General features: G+C 38.6%; 16 protein-coding genes and 1 pseudogene. 3 read left to right on the top strand and 14 right to left on the bottom strand.

Annotated features, from left to right (window positions below; genetic code table 11):
• The first annotated feature begins 243 nt into the window (after positions 1-243).
• Together AB2N10_RS03855 and AB2N10_RS03850 are read left to right on the top strand one after the other, a co-directional pair.
• Positions 244-1542 carry a YjiH family protein gene (locus tag AB2N10_RS03855; RefSeq protein WP_369434649.1) on the top strand — a complete coding sequence of 433 codons (1299 nt, stop codon included), beginning with the start codon at positions 244-246 and terminating at the stop codon, positions 1540-1542.
• A 25-nt stretch (positions 1543-1567) separates the two neighbouring features.
• A complete protein-coding gene (locus tag AB2N10_RS03850) occupies positions 1568-2167 on the top strand; it encodes a MarC family protein (protein WP_354625529.1) in 600 nt (199 codons plus the stop codon).
• Positions 2168-2205: 38 nt separating this feature from the next.
• On the opposite strand, the gene AB2N10_RS03845 is transcribed toward AB2N10_RS03850, so the two are convergent.
• Positions 2206-2973, bottom strand: coding sequence for an SDR family oxidoreductase (locus AB2N10_RS03845; protein WP_354625528.1), 768 nt, complete (start codon positions 2971-2973; stop codon positions 2206-2208).
• Positions 2974-3025: 52 nt separating this feature from the next.
• The gene (dinB, locus tag AB2N10_RS03840) at positions 3026-4099 is read right to left on the bottom strand and encodes a DNA polymerase IV (protein ID WP_354625527.1); all 1074 of its coding nucleotides are present in this window, start codon (positions 4097-4099) and stop codon (positions 3026-3028) included.
• A gap of 240 nt (positions 4100-4339) precedes the next feature.
• Between dinB and AB2N10_RS03835 the strand changes: the two genes are divergently transcribed.
• Positions 4340-5488 (top strand): methyltransferase, encoded by a 1149-nt coding sequence (locus AB2N10_RS03835; protein WP_354625526.1) that lies wholly within the window; start codon positions 4340-4342, stop codon positions 5486-5488.
• 117 nt (positions 5489-5605) lie between these two features.
• On the opposite strand, the gene AB2N10_RS03830 is transcribed toward AB2N10_RS03835, so the two are convergent.
• From AB2N10_RS03830 to recC, 12 genes and pseudogenes are all read right to left on the bottom strand, one after another.
• A complete protein-coding gene (locus tag AB2N10_RS03830; protein ID WP_354625525.1) occupies positions 5606-7498 on the bottom strand; it encodes a SurA N-terminal domain-containing protein in 1893 nt (630 codons plus the stop codon).
• Positions 7499-7577: 79 nt separating this feature from the next.
• Positions 7578-7853: an HU family DNA-binding protein gene (locus AB2N10_RS03825; RefSeq protein WP_354625524.1), complete on the bottom strand. Its 276-nt coding sequence runs from the start codon at positions 7851-7853 to the stop codon at positions 7578-7580.
• A 157-nt stretch (positions 7854-8010) separates the two neighbouring features.
• Entirely contained in the window at positions 8011-10368 is a 2358-nt protein-coding gene (gene lon / locus AB2N10_RS03820; protein ID WP_369434345.1) for an endopeptidase La, read from the bottom strand.
• Positions 10369-10520: 152 nt separating this feature from the next.
• Positions 10521-11814, bottom strand: a pseudogene (gene clpX, locus AB2N10_RS03815) (ATP-dependent protease ATP-binding subunit ClpX).
• A gap of 15 nt (positions 11815-11829) precedes the next feature.
• The gene (clpP, locus tag AB2N10_RS03810; protein WP_369434344.1) at positions 11830-12453 is read right to left on the bottom strand and encodes an ATP-dependent Clp endopeptidase proteolytic subunit ClpP; all 624 of its coding nucleotides are present in this window, start codon (positions 12451-12453) and stop codon (positions 11830-11832) included.
• A 109-nt stretch (positions 12454-12562) separates the two neighbouring features.
• On the bottom strand, positions 12563-13870 hold the full coding sequence (gene tig / locus AB2N10_RS03805) for a trigger factor (RefSeq protein WP_354625522.1): 1308 nt from the start codon (positions 13868-13870) through the stop codon (positions 12563-12565).
• Positions 13871-14261: 391 nt separating this feature from the next.
• Positions 14262-14864, bottom strand: a complete 603-nt coding sequence (locus tag AB2N10_RS03800) for a MarC family protein (protein WP_369434343.1) — start codon at positions 14862-14864, stop codon at positions 14262-14264.
• Between the two features lie 95 nt (positions 14865-14959).
• Positions 14960-15430, bottom strand: a complete 471-nt coding sequence (ybaK, locus tag AB2N10_RS03795) for a Cys-tRNA(Pro) deacylase (RefSeq protein ID WP_354625519.1) — start codon at positions 15428-15430, stop codon at positions 14960-14962.
• Between the two features lie 32 nt (positions 15431-15462).
• Entirely contained in the window at positions 15463-16668 is a 1206-nt protein-coding gene (locus tag AB2N10_RS03790) for a GGDEF domain-containing protein (protein ID WP_369434342.1), read from the bottom strand.
• 80 nt (positions 16669-16748) lie between these two features.
• On the bottom strand, positions 16749-18812 hold the full coding sequence (gene recD / locus AB2N10_RS03785) for an exodeoxyribonuclease V subunit alpha (protein ID WP_354625516.1): 2064 nt from the start codon (positions 18810-18812) through the stop codon (positions 16749-16751).
• On the bottom strand, positions 18806-22417 hold the full coding sequence (gene recB / locus AB2N10_RS03780) for an exodeoxyribonuclease V subunit beta (protein WP_369434341.1): 3612 nt from the start codon (positions 22415-22417) through the stop codon (positions 18806-18808). The genes recD and recB overlap by 7 nt, the downstream gene beginning before the upstream one ends.
• Positions 22414-25596, bottom strand: a complete 3183-nt coding sequence (gene recC, locus AB2N10_RS03775; RefSeq protein ID WP_369434340.1) for an exodeoxyribonuclease V subunit gamma — start codon at positions 25594-25596, stop codon at positions 22414-22416. Before recC ends, recB begins: the two co-directional genes overlap by 4 nt.
• Positions 25597-25618 lie beyond the last annotated feature (22 nt).

Raw genomic sequence — 25618 nt, 5'->3', positions numbered from 1 at the left:
ACTGTCAAATAAACTAACCTTGATATATCCATTTAATTGCACAATATAGACTAGAATTATTTATTTTCCAGCACGATCTGATTTACTTCATGCAACAAAGCAAGTACCCTTGCGCGCTTCTTAAATACAGTAACCACTATGATTGATTTATTAAGGTGAAATGTGAAAAACGAAATAAGACCTAATCAGGCGATAAATAAAAAACACACATTACGTACCCTTTTAACTTTTATAATACCGTCAATGATTGGTTTGCTACTGTTCATGACACCAATTAATTACCAAGGGGCAATAACAATCCCGATCGCAATTGGTGCGAAGTCACTACAAAATTTACTCTCCGATTATTTGACCGCACTCATTTTGGCGATTGTCATCATTACAGCGACAATAACTACATTACAGCGCGCCTATACTTTCTCTGTCATTAAAAATAATCGCTTTTTAAATGGATTATTTTCTGTTTCTCCGATGTGGTTAATAATCCGCATTATCGGTGCTATTTTCACTATACTCACTTTTTATGGGGTGGGCCCTGAAATAGTATATTCTAATGATACAGGTTCACTTGTCTTAAATGATCTACTTCCCGTCTTATTTTGTGTGTTTATTTTAGCAGGTATGTTATTACCATTATTACTCAATTTTGGCCTATTAGAGTTATTCGGAACGCTACTAACCAAGGTAATGCGCCCAATTTTTAATCTACCCGGACGAAGTGCCATCGATTGTATCGCCTCTTGGTTAGGAGATGGTAGCGTTGGTATTTTATTAACAGCTAAACAATATGAAGCTCGTTACTATACGCAAAGAGAAGCAGCTGTTATTGGCACCACCTTTTCAGCGGTATCAATAACCTTTTCTTTAGTCGTTATTGCTCAGGTAAAACTAGAACACCTGTTCATTCCCTTCTACCTTTGTGTTTGTGGGGCAGGCGTTGTTGCCGCCTATATAGTCCCTAAATTGCCTCCGCTTTGTTGGAAAAAAGATTTGTTTATCGACCAAAGTGAACGCAATGGTGAAGAGGAACTAACACCACACGGTCACAATGTTTTCACTTGGGGGTTTGCGCTCGCTTTACATAAAGCAGACAATGCTGCAACTTTTATGGAAACACTTAAAGATGGATTAAAGAATGCCACCGATATGCTTTTTGGTATCTTACCTGTTGTGATGGCTATTGGCACTATTGCACTTATTATTGCCGAACACACCCCTATTTTTGAATATTTAGGCTATCCATTTATTCCGTTACTCGAATTATTACAAATTCCAGAAGCAGCCGCCGCATCACAAACCATTGTTGTCGGATTTGCAGATATGTTTATCCCCTCAATTCTCGCTTCAACAATAGAATCTGATATGACTCGTTTTGTTATAGCGGCAATGTCTGTTACTCAGCTTATCTATATGAGTGAAGTTGGGGCTTTGTTATTAGGCAGTAAAATACCGGTGAATATGGTTGAACTATTTATTATCTTTATTTTAAGAACGCTAGTGACATTACCTGTTATTGCAGGTATTGCACATTTAATATTTTAAACATTTTAACGAGTAATAAAAAACTATGGACTTAACGATCTATTTACATGCATTGACGGCACTGTTCGTTATTATAGATCCCATTGGCGCAGCACTTATTTTTAATTCATTGACCACTAACAGTGATAAAAAACACCGCACTGTCATGGCGGTTAAAGCGGTTATAATTAGTGCGACATCATTGGTTTTGTTTGGTAATTATGGTGAAACGTTATTCTCGCAATTAGGTATTAACATCAATTCATTACGGATATCAGGAGGCCTTTTACTCTTTTATACCGCATTTAAAATGATAACTCAGGAGATGGAGTTTAGTGCCTCTAATAAATCTGTGGATATCTCAGTTTTTCCAATGTCAATTCCACTGCTTGCAGGACCAGGAACCTTAACCCTTTCTATTTTACTGTTTTCACACAGTACTCAAAGTAGCGGCGTGATTGCCGTTACTGCGGCAATTATTTCTATATTATCATTAACTTTAGTACTCATGTTGTTATCAAGAAATTTAAAGAAAATCATAGGTAAAACGGGCGATGAAATTTTAAAACGTTTCCTAGGGGTTATTTTAGCCGCGCTCGCTATTCAGTTTATCTATGATGGTATTATCAACTTTTCGCTAAAATAAAAAATGGCAACACCCCCTTAAATTTCAAATATTGTTAATTATTTTTGTAATTTAAAAGCAACTTTTCGCGCCCATCCACGTGGCAGTATCTGTGCCAATAATGCACCCAATTTATTTAGCCATCCCGGTATGACCACTGCTTTGTGCCGATTTACCAGGGAGTAGCTAACTACGGGCTCTTTACTCATTGATCTTAATCTGAACAGTAACGATTCCGACAAATCAGCGACTGTTGCAAATTCGGTTCTTGTTGCGCCAGGGCATAATGCACTGACCATAATATGACTTTCTTTCAACTCCTCGTGAAGCGCCTCAGTAAAGGACAACACAAAAGCTTTACTTGCATAATAGATTGCCACATTTGGACCTGCCTGAAAGGCAGCCGTAGACGCTACATTAATAATAAAACTTTGTGGCTGCAGTTTTAATAAAGGAATCGCTAAATAGGTTAAACTCACTAATGCATTCATATTCACTTGCATTATCTGTAAATGTAGACTCAGCTCTGTTTGGCAAAAACGCCCACGTTGCCCAAAACCGGCATTATTTATTAAACCAATTAAATTGAGTGATTCTCTATCTAAATAGTCATAAATGGCACTAGGAGCACCACTATCGCTTAAATCACAGGGGAAGATATGGACATCAATCGCGCTGTATTTACGTAATAGCTGTTGCTGTCGTTCTATTAACCTTTGCTCCCGCCTTGCCACTAATAGCAGCGAAAAACCTTGCTGTGCAAGTTGTTCACAAAACGCCTCACCTAAGCCCGCACTCGCACCAGTTATCAAAACATAATCTTTCATTTTTTAAGATTCCCTGAATTAAATTAAAGAATGATCAAAAATTAACAACAATTTAAATAAGTGTAAACTGGAACTGATCTGTGCAATCAATATTATCACCTAAACCAATATGCACTCCTAATAAACGTACCGCCTTCCCTTGCCCACGTAACATAGCTTGATCAAGTAAGGTGTCAAAGAGTGAAGCATTAAAATCGTCATATTTCAATTCTTTGGTGGTTTGCTGAAAATCGTTAAATTTAACTTTCACGCCAAGTTTACTTATCACACGTTTTTCAAGATGTTTAACAGCCCGTTGTTGCAGTTCGGGTAGCAAATGCTCATGCATAAAAGCACGTAATTTCGCTATATCCGTCATGTCATGCGCAAACGTTCTTTCTACACCAACAGATCGACGAATGCGTGATGTTTGCACAGCTCGGTCATCAATCCCTTGGCATTTATCCCATAGAGAATAGCCCAGCTTGCCAAACAGACTGACCAAGGTATATTGATCACTAGCGCGGACGTCTTTTCCAAGCTCAAATCCCTGAGCTTTTAATTTATCAAAGGTCACTTTGCCTACCCCGGGGATTTTACTTAAGGGCATCTCTTCAATAAAAGCAATCACATTGCTCGGAGGAATAACGTATTGGCCATTTGGTTTATATAAATCAGATGCAATTTTAGCAAGGAATTTAAGCGGTGCGACCCCAGCCGAAGCCGTTAGATTTAGTTCATTAGCAATGCATGAACGAATATCCTGTGCAATAAGCGTCGCAGAGCCATTGAAAAGCGTACAATAGCTAACATCTAAATAAGCTTCATCAAGGGATAACGGTTCGATGATATTGGTATAACGTGCAAATATTTCATGCAGCTTAACACTAACCGATTTATAAACCTCCATACGACCCGGTAGGATAATTAAGTTTGGGCATTTTTTTAAGGCCAGATGGCTCGACATAGCCGAATGGATACCAAATTGCCGAGCAATATAATTGCAGGTAGATAAAACGCCACGTCGTTCTGACTTGCCACCAACTGCAACGGGTTTATCAGATAATTGTGGGTTATCACGTATCTCAACTGAAGCATAAAATGCGTCCATATCAATATGTATTATTTTGCGTTGTTTAATTACCAAATGCCATCCACATCAAGCTGTTTATACATACAGCTTATTTTCATCTGTTTTTATTAAAATGCAAGCTTTTCTGCTAACCTATTCGCTAACGATATTATCCGCTTATATGAAAAACGGTTACGTCAATTAACATAGCGATGCTCGCTATTTTCCTCTTTAATGTGAAATAGCTTACCTTAATAGCCCAAGCAAGCTAAACTAGTCGGCTATAACTTACCCATTCACCTTAGGCATAACTCTATGAATGAAACACTCAATATTGCGGTTCAAACGCTAGTATTACATCGCCATCCTCGCCATAAACAAGAAACACTACAAGCTTGGGATTCAGCCGATGAATACCTCATTAATTACTTTAATGAAAATGAGTTAGCAAAACAGATCCGTGAAGAGGATCAATTATTATTAATTAATGACGGTTTTGGCGCATTGAGTTGTTACTTTCAAGAATTTCAACGCACCGTTATTTCTGATTCCTATTTATCTTTGAGTTCAATTAAACTAAATATGTTACGTAATAACTGTCCTGAAAATAATATTTTGATTCAAGATAGTCTGCAAAAAATTCCAAATAATGTAAAAATTGTTTTAATTAAAGTTCCCAAAACCTTAGCTTACCTTGAATATCTTCTACAGCAACTACGCGAAGTGATAACCCCTGATACGCTCGTGATAGCCGCAGGGAAAGTTAATATGATCCATAATTCTACATTAGCCTTATTTGACCAGTATATAGGTACAACCAAAACCTCTTTAGCTAAAAAGAAATCGCGCTTAATTTTTAGCTTGGTCGAGTCGCAACAAATAGCAGAAAAAGAGATAGCGATAACGTGGGAAATCGAAAAACTGCAGTGGAAAATACATAATCATGCCAATGTTTTTTCACGCAATCATCTCGATATAGGTGGCCGCTTCTTAATGGATAACCTCCCTAGCGGTGACTTTAGCAAAGTGGTTGATTTAGGCTGTGGTAATGGCATTATTGGTATGGCTGCATCAATGGCTTATCCAAATGCACAGGTAACCTTTATTGATGAATCTTACATGGCTATCGATTCAGCTCGTATCAATATGCTTAAAAATCTACCTGAAGAACAAACTGAGAAAGCGCGTTTTGTCGTAAATAACGGTTTGGTAGGTTTTAAAGCAAATAGTTACGACCTTATCCTATGCAACCCACCTTTTCATCAACAACAGGCAATTACAGACCATATTGCTTGGAGTATGTTTAACGATGCACGTTTTTGCTTAGTAGAAGGTGGAGAATTGGTTATTGTCGGCAATCGCCATTTAGATTATCAAGATAAGTTAGAACGTATTTTTGGTAACTGTGAGTTAGTTACTGAAAATAAGAAGTTTGTTATTCTACGTGCCGTTAAAATGGCTTAATTCCATGGAAGCACTGCATTTAAAATAATTTAGCAAAAAAAAACGCACATTAATATGTGCGTTTTTATTACCATTATAAAACCCATTAACAAGCTCTCCTCGTTAATGGGTATCTTATCAATTAGCTACAGCGTATTTAATCTCCGCCTGCTCCATTAATTCAGCAATAAATGCTTGATAAATTGAATCAGAAGTCGAACGTTGCAATATTTCATTAATTTGCGCAGCCATTGGGCTATTATCCGTGGGCTGTTCAATGACAGAGAGTAATTCAACAACGATATAATCACCTGAAGTCGTTTTAACCCAATCACGCATTACATTTTCATCTACTGGCTTAGGCATCTTAAATAATTTTTCGATCACTTGATAATCATAATCACGACTATAACGAGTAAAATTAACATCATTGACAAAGTTAAGATTTTTATCACTCAATTGCTCTGCAATAGATTCATTGGCATTTAATTTCACGACAATCGACTTAGTAAACGCCATTGCATCTGCACTTGCTTGCTCAGCTTTAAGTTGTGTCGTAATAACATCAGTCACTTCAGTTAACGGTTTTGTAGAAGCGGGCTTATAATTGTTAATTCGTACAACTATTGATTTATTATCACCTAACTCGATTACTTCAGAGTTCACCCCTTCAGCACGGAAATCAGCATCAAATATTTTTTGCAAAACCGCTTTATTTACGAGAGCTTGAGGAGCTTCTTCAGCACTAAATAGTTCAGTATGAACGACTTCACCATTAATGGCGTTAGCTGAATCAGTTAAATCATCAGGTGATTCAAATGAAACTTCGCTAAGTTGCTGGTGCATTTCAAAATAAAGCTCATTCGCTTTATCTTTTAATAGCGCCTTTTTAACTTGCGCCTGCACTTCATTCAAGGGTAAAGTTTTACCTGGTTGAATATCTAACAATTTAATGATGTGGTAACCATATTGAGATTTAACAAGTCCCGATACAGGCGCATCAACTGTCAATGCAAAAGCCGCTTTGTCAAAAGCGGGATCCATCACCCCACCTTCGAACCAGTCTAATTCACCATTATTTTTAGCTGATAAAGTATCCTCTGACTTTTCACGCGCAAGTAAGGCAAAATCACTGCCATTATTAATATCCATTAATATGGCTTGTGCTTTTTGTTTTGCTTGATCGTTATCGCCTTGCACTAAAATATGTGCCACTTTACGACGTTCGCTACGTTTATAATCGGATTGATGATTATCATAGTAATTTTCTATATCCGCTTGATTAACGCTTACCTGAGAGGTTAATTGGTCACCATCTAACAGCACGTAATCAACACTGACTTGTTCTGGATATTGAAAAAGTTGTCGATTATTTTGGTAATAAGCGTCTATTTTATCTGCATTGATTATATTATCTTTGACAAATTCATCAGACTTAACGGTCAACACATTAGCAATACGTTGCTGAGATTGTAGTTGTTGCACCAACGAAACTTCTGTAGGTAGAACAAATTCACTATCAACCAACATTTGTAATAATTGACGACGAGTTAAATCTTGTTTCATACTTTCACTAAATTGTGCCGGGGTATAATTGACACGACGCAACACAGATAAGTATTGTTCATTATCAAATTTACCATCAACTTGAAATTCAGCCATTTCACGAATGGCATTTTTAATTTGCTCATCACCGACACGTAAGCCCATTTCCTTAATAGCCTGCGCTATTAACGCTTCAGAAATTAACGTTTGAGTTGCTTGAGCTTTAAGTTGCTGAGCAAAATTAGGATTGGCGGCAAGAATATCGAATTGTTCACCATATTGTTGCTGCAAACGCTGACGTTCATTTTGATAAGCTTTTTCCACACTTGCTTGGCTAATTTCTTGATCATTAACAATAACGGCAGTCGTAGCACTGCTGCCGCCTAAATATCCACTTATACCTGCTAAAGCAAAAGACAAGATGATAACGCTTAAAATAACTTTAGCCGCAATCCCCTGTGAACCTTCGCGCAATTTATCTAACATAACAATTCTTCTCTGAGAAATTTCAAACAAAAAAGCGCATCAAATGACGCGCTTCATTCATTATTCAACAAACAACAAATTAAACGTTGATCGCATCTTTTAATGATTTACCCGCTTTGAATGCTGGTACTTTAGCTGCTGCAATTTGAATATCGCCACCAGTTTGTGGATTACGGCCAGTACGAGCAGCTCTTTCTTTAACAGAAAAAGCACCAAAACCGATCAGTGAAACATTATCACCTTCAACTAATGCAGTTGTTACACTTTCAATAAAGGCGTCAAGTGCACGACCAGCAGCTGCTTTAGATATATCTGCACTTTCAGCGATATTATCAATTAGTTGTCCTTTGTTCATTTTTTATATCCCCATTATTATAATTTTGTTGTTTATCCAGAAATGAGTGATAAACACGCTTAAACATCCAAGACGTTAGGCTACGTTGCTATTTAAATCGGTGCAAGTAAATTTATAAAAATTTGTACTGAAGCCCCCATTTTATGTAGCTTATGAGCTATTTTTCAATATTTTCCACGGAAAAACCTTTTAAACTATCCTGCAAGGCAACCTCTAATACTTCATCAATCCAACGAACAGGTATAATTTCCAATTGGTTTTTAATATTATCAGGAATATCTTCAAGGTCACGGGTATTTTCAAAGGGAATTAATACCGTTTTAATGCCCCCTCTACGTGCAGCTAATAACTTCTCTTTTAACCCGCCAATAGGTAAAACTTCACCACGTAATGTTATTTCTCCCGTCATTGCCACATCAGCACGAACAGGAATCCCCGTTAAACTAGATATTAATACCGTGCACATCGCAGCGCCTGCACTTGGACCATCTTTTGGCGTTGCCCCTTCAGGTACATGCACATGAATATCACGTTTTTCATGAAAATCAGAATTGATGCGCCATTGTTCCGCCTTAGCACGAACAACCGTCATTGCAGCCTGAATAGACTCCTTCATGACATCACCTAGGGATCCAGTATAAGTTAATTTACCTTTCCCAGGAACAGACGTTGCCTCGATAGATAATAATTCTCCGCCGACCTCAGTCCAAGCAAGGCCGGTTACTTGCCCAACTTGATTGTCTGATTCAGCTTTGCCGAAATCATGGCGATAAACACCTAAGAAATCTTTTAAATTATCAATGGTCACATCGACCTTTTTAAGTTTTTTATCTAACAATATTTGTTTAACAACTTTACGGCAAATTTTTGAAATTTCACGCTCTAAACCACGAACCCCAGCCTCTCGCGTATAATAACGGACAATGCCAATTATGGCGCTATCATCGATATTTATTTCCTTCTCATTTAAGCCGTTGCGTTTAACCTGTTTGCTAATTAAATGCTGCTTGGCAATATTCAATTTTTCATCTTCGGTATAGCCAGATAAACGAATGACTTCCATACGGTCCAATAATGGACCTGGAATATTCATTGAATTTGAAGTGGCAACGAACATAACATCGGATAAATCGTAATCCACTTCAAGATAATGGTCATTAAAACTATTATTTTGCTCCGGATCGAGAACTTCTAATAGTGCCGAGGCAGGATCACCACGCATATCGGAAGCCATTTTATCAATTTCATCCAATAAGAATAGTGGGTTTCTAACCCCCACTTTACTCATTTTTTGAATGATTTTACCCGGTAAAGAGCCAATATAAGTACGACGATGACCGCGTATTTCCGCTTCATCTCGAACCCCACCCAAAGCCATCCTGATATACTTACGTCCCGTAGAACGAGCAATAGACTGACCTAATGAAGTTTTACCAACACCAGGAGGACCAACTAAACATAAGATAGGCCCTTTTAATTTATTAATACGTGTTTGTACCGCTAAATACTCTAAAATACGCTCTTTAACTTTATCTAACCCATAATGGTCAGCATCAAGTATTTCCTGCGCTTTAGCAATATCCTTTTTAACGGCGGTACGTTTTTTCCACGGCACATTAACAAGGCTTTCGATGTAGGTACGAATGACACTCGCCTCTGAAGACATCGGTGACATCATCTTCAATTTTTTAAGTTCAGAAACGGCTTTTTCATAGGCTTCGCTAGACATGCCCGCTTTTTCTATTTTTTCCGCGAGTTGATCATAATCATTTTGACCATCTTCAGATTCACCTAACTCCTTTTGGATAGCTTTCATCTGCTCGTTTAGGTAATAATCTCGCTGACTACGCTCCATCTGTTTTTTAACACGGGTACGGATGCGTTGCTCTACTTTAAGGATGTCTTCCTCATTTTCCATCATCGCCATTAAAAATTCAAAACGTTCGGTAATAGAGGTGATCTCTAAAGCGGTCTGTTTATCTTCAAGATTTAATGGCATATGAGCTGCAATGGTATCAGCTAAGCGCTCAGCTTCATCTATTCCATTAACCGATGCTAATACTTCCGGTGGTATTTTTTTATTTAATTTAATATAGGATTCAAACTGACCAAGTACAGTTCGTAATAAAGCTTCTTCCTCTTTTTCATCCACAGGTTCACTTTCTAACAAACTTACTTCGGCAAAAAAGTATTCATTATTTTCAATATTTTTAGTTAATTGAGCACGTTGTACGCCTTCAACTAATACCTTTACAGTACCATCAGGTAATTTTAATAACTGCAGTATATTGGCAACCGTACCAACACTATGTAGATCTCCTATTTGAGGATCGTCTAATGAAGCTTCCGTTTGTGCAACGAGTAAGACCTTTTTTCCCTGCTCCATCGCAGCTTCTAAACAACTAATCGATTTTTTTCTACCAACAAAAAGTGGAATGACCATATGTGGATAAACCACTACGTCTCGTAATGGTAGGACTGGCAGGGTTAATTGCAGTTCTGATTCTGTTTTCATAATATCCCCAATGCCTGCTTTTGTTTTTTATATGGCAGGTCAGTTTAAATAGCGTTATAGCTAATACTGGGGATTGTATGAAAAATTTCAAGATAGTAAATGAAAAAAGGGAGCAATTTGCTCCCTTTAATGATGATTATGCGTTTGACTGCTTATTTATCAGACGAAATACGTTGAATTTGATCATCACTATAGATCATTATCGGCTGAGATTCGCCTTTAATAACATTTTCATCAACAACCACTTTACTGACATTATCAAGGGATGGTAAGTCATACATTGTGTCGAGTAGTACCGATTCAACGATTGAACGCAATCCACGTGCCCCAGTTTTCCGCTTCATCGCTTTTTTAGCCATTGCAATTAAAGCGTCCTCTCTAAATTCAAGCTCAACATTTTCCAGCTCAAATAGTGCGGCGTACTGTTTAGTAATCGCATTTTTAGGCGCGGTTAATATTTCAACAAGCGCACTCTCATCTAACTCAGTTAAGGTAGCAACAACAGGTAAGCGGCCAATAAACTCAGGAATTAAACCATATTTCGTTAAATCCTGTGGTTCAACTTTTCGGAAAGTATCACTCAATGTAGCCTGACTGTTTTTATCTTTTACTGTTGCACCAAAACCAATGCCAGCGCCAGTATCTACACGTTGTTCAATAATTTTGTCTAGGCCTGAACGCACCACCACAAATAAATAATATTTTTGATGTATCAACCTGAATAAATTCTTGGTTAGGATGTTTACGTCCCCCCTGTGGCGGAATAGAAGCAACGGTACCTTCAATTAATTTTAATAAAGCTTGCTGTACCCCCTCACCTGATACATCACGTGTAATTGAAGGGTTTTCTGATTTGCGCGTTATTTTATCAATTTCATCGATATAAATAATACCGCGTTGTGCTTTAACTGGATCGTAATCACATTTTTGCAAAAGCTTTTGAATAATGTTTTCAACATCTTCCCCAACATAACCTGCTTCCGTTAGGGTGGTTGCATCAGCCATCGTAAATGGCACATCTAACAAACGCGCCATCGTTTCCGCTAGTAATGTTTTGCCACTTCCCGTTGGACCAATTAAAAGAATATTACTTTTACTTAATTCAACACCGTTCGTCACATCACCATGTTTAAGTCGTTTATAGTGATTATAAACCGCCACAGATAATACTTTTTTAGCGGTATCTTGACCAATCACATAATCATCTAAATTGGCGCGAATTTCATGTGGCGTCGGTAATTTTTTATCGCTGATATTAGCTTGAGCTGTATTGCTGATGTCGGCAATTTCTTCTTTGATAATATCATCACACAGATCGACACACTCATTACAAATATAGACCGAAGGACCTGCAATTAATTTTTTTACTTCATGTTGGCTTTTTCCGCAAAAAGAACAATAAAGTAGGCTATTACTATCGCCCTTACTGCCGTACTTATCTGACATTTTTAGTTCTCCTTACTATGCACGCTTAGACAAAACAGAATCAACAATACCATACTCAACGGCTTCATTGGCACGCATAAAGTTATCTCTATCGGTATCTCGCGCTATGATGTCAATATCTTTCCCTGTGTGGAACGCTAACAATTCGTTCATGCGCTGTTTAGTTGCAAGGATCTCTTTCGCATGTATTTCGAAATCAGAAGCTTGCCCCTGAAAGCCACCTAATGGTTGATGAATCATCACTTTTGCATTCGGTAAACAGTGACGTTTACCAGGTGCACCACTTGCTAGTAAAAATGCGCCCATGCTAGCTGCCATGCCCATACAAACAGTACTTACTTCAGGTTTAATAAATTGCATTGTATCATAAATGGCCATCCCAGCACTGATTGAACCGCCCGGTGAATTAATATAGATATAAATATCTTTTTCAGGGCTTTCTGATTCTAAAAAAAGAAGCTGTGCAGTGATAAGGTTAGCCATGTAATCTTCTACTTGGCCAGTTAAAAAAATCACTCGTTCTTTTAATAATCGTGAGTAAATGTCGTAAGAACGCTCGCCTTTTGCCGTTTGTTCCACAACCATTGGAATAAGCGCGTTACTAATTGGATTCGTGTTTACAGCAAATGGATTTGACATTTTCTATCCTAATAAATTTTTAATATTGATACACTAAAGACGAAAATGGCCCGAGTGAGATCACACGAGCCATTGAAATCAAACACTACATAAAATAGACAGCAGGCTATTAAGCAACTGTTTTATTCATAACTTCGTCGAACGATTTGTTCACTTCTGTTACTTTAGCTTTTTCTACTACAAAATCAACAGCTTGCTCTTCCAATGCAACATTTTCAATATTTTGCATCATCTCTTTATTGTTTTTATAGTATTCAACAACTTCAGCTGGGTTTTCGTAAGCTGATGCAGCAGATTCAATTAACACTGTTACTTTATCTTGATCAACTTTTAAATCATTAACCTTGATAAGTTCACCTAGTAATAGGCCTACTTTAACACGTTTTTCTGCTTGCGCAGTAAACAGTTCAGCAGGTAACTCAGGCATGTTTTTAGGATCCATTTGCTGACCGTAACGCTCCATAGCTTGCTTGCGTAGTACGTTCACTTCACCTTCAACTAATGCTTTAGGTACTTCAATCTCATTCGCTTCAACAAGCGCTTCTAATACCGCATTTTTTACTTCATTTTTAAGAGATTGCTCTAATTCACGAACCATGTTCTTTTTAACATCGCTTTTCAGGCTATCAATTTCACCATTTTCAACACCAAATTTTTGCACAAATTCAGCTGTAATTTCAGGTAACACCTGCTCTTCAACTTTATTTAATTTAATAGAAAATTGTGCTGCTTTACCTTTAAGGTTTTCTGCATGGTATTCTTCTGGGAAGTTAACATCGATAATAAACTCTTCACCCGTTTTTTTACCAACGATTCCATCTTCAAAACCAGGGATCATGCGTTTACTACCAAGTACAATTTGGAAACCTTCAGCTTTACCACCTTCGAAAAGTTCGCCATCAATTGAACCTTCGAAATCAATACTTACTTGATCATTATCAGCGGCTTCACGTTCAACAACACTCCAAGTTGCATGTTGTTTACGTAAAGTTTCAATCATTTTATCAAGATCAGCGTCAGTTACTTCTGCAGTCACTTTTTCGATAGATAACTCTTCTAATGCTTTTAACTCAACTTCAGGGTAAACCTCAAAAGTTGCAGTAAATACAAATTCTTCACCTTTTTTACGTGCTTTTGGCGCAACTTTAGGGGCACCAGCTGGATTTAATTTTTCCGCAACTACCGCTTCAAAGAAATTACGTTGCATCACGTCACCAGCAACTTCATGCTCAATTGCCGGGCCAAAACGTTTAGCAATAACAGATGCAGGAACTTTACCTGGACGGAAACCATCAACACGTTGTGTTTTTGATAAATGACGGATTCGGCCATCATATTCTTTTTCAAATACGTCAGCAGCAACAGTAATAGTTAGCGTGCGCTCTAGACCTTGTGTTGACTCAACAGAAACTTGCATTTTATTTCCTTTATCTTTTACGTTAATTTTTAAGTTATCTTAAGACTTTATTAATTGGGATTAATAAAGAAATTTCAAGAGCAATGATGAATTATTTCAGATGGCTCGCTGTTTGACTACTTAAAGTTTATTTGATTGATGAATTTTAAGACGCGCTATTATAAACACTGTTTACGGGTTAGTCGAGTTTTACACCAAGGCAAATGTGTATTCTTGGGCACAGTTTCACTGTTCCCACCTTTCATTTTATATATTTAGTTGACATTTTAGCCCTTATAAACACTATTTATTACCCTTTTGTGGTGACTACTAAGCAAATATAGGAATGGGCTAGAAGGCTAAATTTATGCATTGTTAAACGCATTTTTAATTTAATGATGCCGTTATTCAGTTAAAACAAAAAACCTTTTATACCAGAAAAAACGATTTGCGCGCCGATCGCGGAAACAAATAATCCCGTTATTTTAGGTAAAATTTCTAAACCTTGCTTACCCATTAAATCTTGTAATCTATTGGATACGAGCAAAACCCCCGCAAGAGAAAAGACAGCGGCAAGCAATGCCACGACAACGACAAGAATATCGTAAATGCCTTGTAATTCGGCACCAATAACCATCAATACCCCGATCATCCCGGGGCCGATAGTGCTCGGTATCGCCAAGGGGACAATCGCAAAGTCGCTGCCTCTTTTGGTGTTATTAGACGCCACATCATCACCATCATTGCCACGGATCATATCCAAAGCACTTAAAAACAATACGGTACCGGCACCAATCTTAAAGGCCTCTAGTGTAATACCAAACATACTAAAAATATATTTACCAAATAATAAAAATATTAATCCGGTAATGATAACGGCAACCGACGATTTAAAAACAACATTTTTCTTTTCAATTTTGTTAAGATTTTTACTCATTGTCAAAAACACAGACATCACAAAGAAGGGAGTCATCATAAAAAAGAGTTTTAGATATAAAGTGAAAAATTGATCCATGAAAAATCCTATAATAAGTGCAATCAAGATGGGGGCGATGCTAACATATAAAAATAGGCACCGAAAAAATAAAAACAATTTATTTAGATTTGCTGTTATGGCAAGGTAATACCTTCACACTTTGCGTTTAATAACTGTTGCAGTTTCGATGCGGCCAATTCGATTTCAACGCCTCGTTTACCGGCGCTAACATAAATTGAAGGAAAATTTAAGGCACTATCATCTAACACCGTTACGATCCTTTTTTTTTGCGCAAAAGGGCTAACACCACCTAATACATATCCCGTCGATCGAAGTACATCGTTTTTATCTGCCATCATCGCTTTTTTAACCATAAAATGTTTCGCTATTAATTTCATACTTAATTTTTTTGCCACCGGAATGATAGCAACGACCAATTGATGATTATCTAAGCAGACCACTAAAGTTTTGAAGACTTGCCGCGCATCTAAATGTAGTTTTTGTACGGCTTCTAATCCATAACTTTCACCATTCTTATCGTGTTCATATTGATGTACTTGAAAGTCGATTTGTTGCTTTTTAAGATAATCTATTGCAGGAGTCATATGGGTCTCAAAAATTAAAATAGGGGATATAATTACTCACCGATAATGCGATTTCTACCGCTCTGTTTCGCCTTATATAATAAACCATCAGCACGTTGCACCATAGTTTGAATACTTTCAGCAGCTCTTAATTGAGTGACGCCAAGACTAATAGTAATGCGATGTTGCTCAACGACCATATTTTTTTCTACGTCCTCACGAATACGTTCGCATACAACCAGCGCCCTATCCAAGCTGGTTTCAGGTAATAAAATAATAAATTCTTCCCCCCCCCAACGATAGACCATATCCATATTACGAAGAATATCATTAAAATGGACAACCAATGACTTTAAAAATTTATCACCTAAATCATGCCCATATTTGTCATTTATTTTTTTAAAACGATCGATATCGATAAACGCTAGGCACAATGGATGTTGATGACGAAGATGACGTTCCCGCTCCATATCCGCATTTATAATAAACTTACGGCGATTACCCGCTAAGGTTAAGGGATCATGTAATGCGGCTCTTTCCGCTTCTTCTCGCAATTTATCGGTTAACAGATAAGCAGCCTTTAAGGCCTCTTCACGCATTTTTATTTGCTTAGCTAAATGTCGTTGCAATATCCACAAAAAACCTAACGCAAAGGCGACACTATATAGACCATAACTTAATATGGATATTTGCTGTATCACATCGCGATTAATCCATTCATGGCTAATTTTATCAATAACTGCATTCGATATACGCAACAGGGTCACTACTGCAAACGACAGCACAATACAAAGGGTAAATTTATACTCGGTTGCAGGCCACTTACTATGAATGGGTTTTAATAATACGGCCATTGTCAATATGGAATAGACAAGAACAAATCCAGAAAATACTACAATTTGCATGTTCGCATCAAATTTTATGTAGCGATAATAACTAAATAGAATAATGAAAACGGCGAGAGAGAGTACAACTGATTTAAGGGGGAATGCTAACCCTTGAAAGTCACGTACGCCCTGCCATAAAAAAATTATCCAGAGGAGATAAATAGTATTGGCAATAACGGCTGAAATAAATGAAGGGAAATAGTCGTCAAATGAAATAAGTAAATCACTACTAATCAAACAGATAAAACTTAACGAGATCCAACCTAAGCTAGAACAATACTCCTGCGTTCTCCAAATCACTATCATTAAAATAGCGACAATGAATGAGGTAGAAAGGTTAGCAATAAAAAGCGTTTGAACATCTAAATTCATTAGCGCTCCATAGGGGCTGAAAAGGATAACAGTGCTAGCTACTATTTATTATATTGTAGTCCCAAATCATATTTATATTGTTAATAATTATCATTTTCAAACATTTGTAAGCGCGACACGAGTCGACTTGAACGCTGAGTTTTATCTTTAACCGCATTCGCCAGCAATGCTAAATCAGCAAATAGTGTGAGCCTTTTTTTAGCGCGCGTTACCCCTGTATAGATAAGCTCTCGCGTAACAACAGGAAGATGAGTCTCTGGCAACACCAACAGTGTATGTGCAAATTCTGACCCTTGACTTTTATGTACCGTCATCGCAAAAACAGTTTCTAAACTCGGTAAGCGACTGGTTTGAAAATCAGCAACCGTGCCATCACTCATCTGAAAATAGACACGTAACTGCTGTTTATCGTCCATTAAACATAGGCCGATATCACCATTAAATAGACCTAAATGATAATTGTTTTGTGTGATCATAATTGGACGTCCATGATACCAAGCAGTTCGACTACTGCTACCTGCATTAACGGGTAAGGTTATTAGACCTGCTTTCATTAATACCCGTTCACAACGTTTATTAAGACCTTCAACAGCCCATTCTCCTTGTCGCGTGGCACACAAAATTTTAAATTGATTAAAAGCGTGCAACAACGTCTTGGCGGTCTCTCGATTTGCCTCCCCTATCGCGACTAATTGGGATAAATAAGGGCGATAACCCGCCACAATAAATTCATCTAATTGTGCAAAACTTAATTCATTATTGGGGAAATAGCTAAGATCTGCATATTCATGACAGAGCGATGATATCTGTTTGTTAGTTACACGCCCTGAATTTATCGCTTTGGCTAAATATCCTATGCCAGAAAATTGATCAAAGCGATAACTTTTACGTAATAAACAGAGATTATCTGCCATATTAGCAACGCTTTGAGTTTGCGTTTGTAATGTGCTAAACCCCGTTAACTGCGCAAGTTGCTGCGCTTTTTCATTGCTATAGCCTGACTCGATAAAAGAACAAATATCACCTAAAACAGCCCCCGCTTCAACCGAAGCTAATTGATCTTTATCGCCTAATAAAATTAAACGCGCATGGTCGGGAAGTGCCATTAATAGCTTAGCCATCAGAGGTAAATCAACCATCGAAGCTTCATCCACCAGCAATAAATCTAGATGCAATTTTTTACTACTGTTATGGCGAAAATGGTTGCTATTAGCTTGCACACCTAATAGGCGATGGATAGTGGTTGCTTCACGAGGAATCAATGCTTTGATCTTTTCATCAATATCAAGGTCATCGACAGCATGGCAAATCGACTCAGTTAATCGCGCCGAAGCTTTTCCCGTTGGTGCAACCATTTTTATGACCATTTGCGGTTGTACTTGTAATAACAACGCCAATAACTTCGTCACCGTCGTCGTTTTGCCCGTCCCGGGGCCGCCAGAGATAACGCAACGGGCGGAGGTTAATGCTAACGCTGCACTCACCTTTTGCCAATCACAGCGATCAGTATCAGCAATGAGTTTATCCAGTGCCTGTAAATCATCACAGCCCTTCGCTTCTGTAAAAACGGCTTCTATCTTTGTCCAATCTAAAATATTGTCCGGCAATATATCTAAATAAGTTTCACATAACCGAGCGATTGATTGGCTCTTATCTGCACACCATGCTTGCCAAAGATAAGCGTAATTAATGTTAAACAAAGCGTCTAAATACGTTTTTATATCGCCGTGTAAAACAATTTTTGGTTGATACAAAAATTTATCTACAATTAACTGTTCAAATTGAGCATAACGGGCTAAATACAAGGCATTAAATTGTAACTGCAAGGGAGCCGCATCACCAATACAGGGGGATTCCATCAACAATGCGTGCATTTCTTGGTCGTTATGCAGCAGAGATTCAATATTATGATCCTGACAAAATTGTTGTAGGTTGATATCACTACTTAAACACTTTTCATTTACCCGTTGCACAACCATATCTAGTGGCAAACAGATATGACCGAGCCCTAAATGGTCACTACATAAAGTGGCACATAAGGTGGTGAGGTTATCTCCACCTATATCATGAATGAATTTGCCAAAGTGGTAATCAATAGCACGTAACAACCCTAGTTCTTTCCATTGTTTTAGTACGCTTAACATAGTGACTCCGATGACAAGGTTGGCTCTATTAGAGCTGGCAATGTCTGCCCCGAAAATAATTTATCTAGCCCATCAATCAAGGCAAAACTGGGTTTATTGAAATAGACGCCATAGTGATTATCGCCCTGCATACCACGAATAAAGGTATAAAAAACACCACCAATATGTGTTTCGTAATCATAATTTGGTAAGCGCGACCTCAGCAGACGATGTAATGCCAAAGTATATAATTGATACTGGAAATCATAACGGTGCTCTATCATAGCCAGCTCCATAGCCTCTTGGCTATAGCACTGCAAAGTATCACCAAGGTGATTAGATTTATAATCGAGCAGATAATATTTCCCTTGAAACTCAAAGGTTAGATCTATAAAACCTTTAATAAAGCCTTGCACGCTAGCAAATTGTAAATCACCGGCACGAGCTGAAAGTGGATCAAAATGTTGGATAATTTTATTCACATCTCGCGCATGCAATAATTGCATGTTTATGAAAAACTGCATCTCAACTTTGATTTGCGGCGCACTTAACTGACTCAATGTCAGCCCCTGTACAGGGAGTAACTCCTGGTGCAGAATTTGTTCAAACCAAGTGGTTAGAATAGGCGTCCATAATTCAGCGTGATTATACAGATGTAGTTGTAATTGTTCATCAATAACAGCATGCAAATGGCTACTATCGCTTTCCTGAAAATTTATTAACTCAAATAGATAATGTAAAAAACTACCGTGTTTTGCCCCCCTCGGAAAGGTAAACGGGCTTTTGATGGGGTCCATCACCGCAACAGACTCCCCAGTTGCACTCTGCACATCCTGCGCAACCGTGCTGTGTTGGCGTGATAATGCCGAATAACTACTAATGTAAAAATTTCTTTCGATGTTACCTTTAAAAATAGGCGGCTGCTGTAAATGAGTCGATGGCTGTTGTTGTTGATAACTCACCTCTTCTGCACTCGGCGCTGGACGAGTCGCAATATGATCGGAAGTTCGCGTTAAATCATCGAGTAGTGCTTGTAACTTATCGGTATCCCCCGCTAAGAGATCCTTCGCCCCCTGCAGACAGATATAACCCAAAGCACTTTTTGTCAGTGGGCTATTTTTAGCGTTGCCCTTTTTATAATTGGCAATGCCGAGATAGCAGCGATAAACACTGCGCGTTAATCCCACGTACAATAACCTCAGCTGCTCTGCTAATTGCTCTTTATCCGTTAATACCATGTGCGCATGACTGCTATTGAGATCATAAAAGAGTTGCCCGTGCTGTTCGGGATCATGGTAAAGACATTCACCACTGCTTGGCTGTAACCCCACATAAGGCATAAACACAATGTTGTATTCCAATCCTTTAGATTTATGCAAGGTGCTTACTTGCAGTAGGTCCTTTTCACTTTCAAGGCGTTGCTTTTGCTCACTTTGCGCCCCATTAGCCCGATTAATCTGTTGGCCATACCAGCGTAGTAAAGCAAAATGACCATCATATTCAACACTGTTTTTTTGTAATAATTCAGCAAGGTGTAGAAGATCCGTCAACTCTCTCTCGCCACCAGCAGTAGAAAGTAAATGGGCAGTGATCCCCTGCTCATGAAAAAGTTTGTGCAACATCGCCAATACCCCGACTTTGTTCCAACTATCTCGATAGGCGATAAACTGTGTGATCTTCTCTTCCCATAATTGACTATTACGTTGCAATTGATGAATTTGCACAAGGTTAAGCGCGAATAATTTACAAGCAATAGCACTGCGTAAAAGACGTTCATTTTCGGGTTGTAAACAGGCCTGTAAAATACGTAATAGATCCGCCGCTAAGGGCGTTGCATAAACACTCTCTTTGAGCGACAAATAGACACTGTTAATATTTTCATCAATCAAGGCTTTGCGGATCTGTGCGGCTTCTTTCCCCGTACGCACTAAAATCGCGATGTCATTGGCACGTAATGGTCTTTTTTGCCCATTGGCATCCTCTAAGTAGGCTTCACCACGTTGTGCTAACAGCAGGATTTTTTTTATTTCATTAACACAGGCAATCGTTATAGAGTCTTTAAAACCTTGCGTATTTTCGCCACCAACAAGATGCAAAAACTGGATCGCTGTTTGCGCAAAATCATCGTCATTATTAATATGTAATGTTGTCCGTGCTTTGTTCGGCGCTTTAACCGCGACAAAGGGAATATCATCATTATAAATAAATGGCGAAGGTGAAAATTCAAAAAACGCATTGACCGCATGAATCATCTCCGCTGTGGAGCGATAGTTATAATCGAGGCTATAGTGCGCAGTCACATTTTTTCTTGCCTGCATGTAGGTGAAAATATCGGCACCACGAAAACTGTAAATCGCCTGCTTAGGATCGCCGATCATAAATAATCCCGCACTTTTATCGGCCGTCTCTTGATCACTCTCTGGTTGATAAATCGTTTGGAAAATACGGTACTGTACGGGGTCGGTATCTTGGAATTCATCAATCAAGGCTACCGGATAGGTCGTCTTAATATGTTTTGCCAGATGTCCATTAGCGGATCGTTGTAACGCCTCATCTAAGCGTGTTAGTAGATCATCAAAGCCAAGTAAACTTTGCGCACGTTTACTTTTTTGCAGATGGTCTCGCACCCAATATGTCGCTTTGATCAGTAAGGTATTTTGTAAGGAGAGGTCAACCTCAAGCAACGCTTCTATTTGCGTAAAGACGGCGTGTTTAGGCACAGCTCCTTTGGGCGTTTTTTCATCAAGGGTTTTCTGGGAAAATCGATGTAAGTTTTTAGGTAAGGTTAACGTTTCACTCGATTGCTCTGCCCAATCGCTCACTTCATTTATCCATGCGGGTAAATTTTTCTTGGTATAGCTACGCTTGGAGACATCGGAATGGTCAATAATATCAAATAGATCCTCTACATTTTCTAGCCAAGCATTTTTTAGCATTGCAATTGCAGTCAGCCCTTCAAGATACTTCCTTCTAAAATCAAAATTGCTAATATGCGGTATAAACTGCACATCTTGACGTGCTAAAAAAGGCATTAATTGTGCTTTTAATTCTGAAGGATTTTTCCAATAGCTGTAAATAAGCATACTTAACGGCGTTGATAGATCATAAAAATGGCTACGCCAAAAGTCATTACAGGCTTGCGTCAATAGCGCGCTATCGTCTTCTAATAGATTTTGCTCAAAAAGAGATCCCGATTCAAAGGCATTTTGCATCAACATGCGTTGGCAGAAACCATGAATAGTGTAAATAGCCGCTTCATCCATCTGTAATTCAGCAAAACGTAAGAGACGGATCGCCACCTGCAACTCTTCACTCTCTGCAATCAATGTTTGAATGAATGGATCGTCACTACTGCCCTGTAAAAACGCTAAACGCACCTCGACAATACGCTCTCTAATACGCGAACGTAACTCAGCCGTTGCAGCATCGGTAAAGGTCACCACTAATATTTTATCAACAGTCAAAGGGCTTTGATGACTGTTCTCTTGGCCATGCCCGAGCAATAAGCGGATAAATAAACTGGCGATGGTATAGGTTTTCCCAGTCCCTGCAGAAGCTTCAATCAAACGTTGTCCATACAGCGGAAAAGTAAGCGCATTTAATGGGGTAATCGTCAATTCACTCATTGTACTTGCTCCTGCCATTGATCATATTCAATGGTGCTGATGTTAACCATAATAGGCTTAAATAGCAGCATCGCTACTCTTTCAAACTCCAACCAATGATCCTCTAAATTATCAAAGCAACGTTGGATATAGGGATCATCACCCTCGGCAAAACCACGAGTATTCGCGAAAATTTCCCGTGCTGCCTGCTGTGCGGCTTCCTTAGTTGCAAAGCTAACATCATCGAGAATAAAACAATCAGGTTGTAATGAATGTACGACACAACTCCAAGCAAAGGCACTTTGTACAAAGAAGGGTAATGGTTGCTGTAAACCTGTTTCATATATCGCGATCAGATCGTTTAATTTTTGATAAGCATAATCAGAAGTAACCTCCTCAAAATAGATACCACTCTCTTGCCCAAATAGACTAGAGTTAAGATTTTGACTATGGGCGATACAGTAACAGAGGTGATCAATCCACAGTGCTAAAATATCTTTACCTTTAACATTGCCAGTTTTAACCCGTACTAAGCCATTCTCACAATGGTCATTTAGTTCACCCAACAAACGTTTCTGTGCAAAACGAATGTCGACGTTGATGGTCTCAATTTCACCGATAAAATAACTAGCGATGAGGTCAGCAAGGTCGACCATACTCTGCAAATCTTTGTTGAAAACCAAGGGAGCAAATTCAGCAATAGGTAACTCCCCCGTTGCTTTAATTTCAACAAATAGCTCCTCTAAAGAGCGCCCCTCTAAGGCACAATTAAACTGTAATTTTTTAAGTTGATATTGCTGCAAGTGATTTAATTCAAATGGCTCATCATTATCCTGTTCGCTCTCGTCAATTTCAAAATAGACATCGAGACGCTGATTATAAAATGCCTTACAAGGGTGTCTAAAAAACTGCTGTAACTGACTTAATTGAATATCGATTAGCGGTTCATCCAGCGGTAATAAGGTCGACGACAAATCACTATCGGTTGTTTCTATTGCAAGTGTTTGTGCCAGTGAAGCTGCTTGCCACCAATTCTGGTTATAGGTGGTTAATCCATCTTGATAATAACGGTCACTATAACTCTGCATGGGATAACGGTGCTCGATGAAAGCACGTAATGCTTGCTCTGCAACGACACAACTATCATTAACATTTTCGGCTAACAGATAACTTTGCTGACAATAATTGCATAATTCAGAAAGCAAGACCGATGGCATCTGTTCACTATTATCATTAATATCACGACCAATATAACTGATATAGAGCTTATCTCGCGCAGACAGTAACGCTTCTAAAAATAGGTAGCGATCTTCTTCACGACGGGAACGATCCCCCCTATAACGATGACCTGCCATCAAATCAAATCCCATTGGGACGATATTACGTGGATATTGACCGTCATTCATGCCCAATAAGCAAACTACTTTAAAGGGAATAGAACGCATCGGCATCAAGGTGCAAAAGTTAACCTGTCCAGTTAAAAAGCGCTTGCTATTAGACTGAGCCGCAAGATTGTTCTGCAGGTAATCAATTAATACAAATAATGATAATGGCTGCGAAAAATCGGCCTGTTGTGTGTGAATTAATAGATTATCCATCTGCTCACGGATAAGTGACAACAGCTCACTGTTCTCTTCATCTTCAAGATAAAAAGTCTCAATTAATTGATATACAAAAGTTTGCCACTGGCCAACATCGTGAGATTGCAACAAGCCCGTTTGTAACGCCATCAATGCATCGATAAAGTCGATAAAACGGCCTAGCAGATCGCCCTGTAACCCCTGAATTTCATCAAAGGGAGATATTTCAGCAAACATATCATCACTCATCGCATAGCCAAGCAACATACGTTTTAAACCAAACATCCAACTATTTTGTGGTAACTCTGGCAATTGCCATTGGCTGGCACTTTTTTCATCCAGTCCCCAGCGGATACCACTGTCATTGACCCACTTTTGTAACAAGATAAATTCATCTTGCGTTATTTTAAAACGTTGTAAAATAGTCGGCACTTCTAATAATGCAAAAATATCCTCACGTGTATAACGACTTTGATTAAGATTTAATAACTGTAAAAAGCTAACTAAAATAGGGTTTTCTTGCTGCGCACTGACATCGGAAATAGTAAAAGGGATATAACGATTGTGTTCTACACTGGCGAAAACAGCTTGGATATAGGGTGCATAGAGGTCAATATTTGGCATCATAACAATAATATCTTTACCCGTTAGCTGCTTGTCAGCGCTAAACATCGCCAATAAATTATCATGTAAAATTTCCACTTCGCGCATCATGCTGTGGGCAATATGAATGGTCAGAGATTGATCATCACTGCGGACAACTTGTCGTTGTGACACATCGCTATCTAAAGCGCGACTACTGTCCTGTAACGCCAAAATATCAGCTTGAATGCAATGCAGTAGAGAATCTCTTTCAATATCGACAAAAGCATCGATCTCCTGCTGCTCTAGGGAGTAGAGTTGATATAAAAAATCACGTCCCATTTTGCCCATCGATGCAAGCAAAGGGTTACCCACTTCATTTTCTGGATCACCACTCATCGCCCACTGCAAGTGGCTGCTATCCTTTTGCCAACTAGAATCAGGCAAGCTTTTTAGATTGCCCTGTGCAACGGTTAATTTCGGACGACTTTGCGCGAAGCGTTTACCTAATAATTTAGGATCTACAATATCAGCCCAATAGTAACGACAGGGATTAGTTAATAAAAAATGCACATCACAATGTTTTGCCAGTCCCAGTAATGCTTGCAAATAGGAATCAGGCAGTGCAGAAATACCAAACACAAAAATCCGTTTAGGCAGATGGGGCAATGATTTTTGCTCTTCTAACTGAGTTAAAAAATCTTTATAAAGCCCGGCGCGATGATAAGCCTTACCTTGATGAATAAAAGCCTGCTCAATACGTTGCGCTAACTTTTTCCACAATTTAGCCTGCCAAAGTTGTTCTCCCACCCACCGTGGCACAGCGTTATCACTTTCCACAGACCAACCACTAAACTGTTGCTCAGATGCGTTTTCCCATGCTTCTATCCACTGTGGACGATAGACTAAATATTGGTCAAAAATGTCGGCTATTTTCTGGCTCAGTTGAAAGCGTTTGCGTAGCTGTGTGTCGTCTTCAAGGTAATGCAGTAAAGGCGAAAAATCGGGATCATCTAAACAATCTGGCAATAGCTGCATAATTTGCCAAGTCATAGACATT

Source organism: Psychromonas sp. MME1 (assembly GCF_041080865.1).
In the GTDB taxonomy this organism is placed as follows: Bacteria; Pseudomonadota; Gammaproteobacteria; order Enterobacterales; family Psychromonadaceae; genus Psychromonas.
This window is presented reverse-complemented; position numbering and strand designations above follow the sequence as displayed.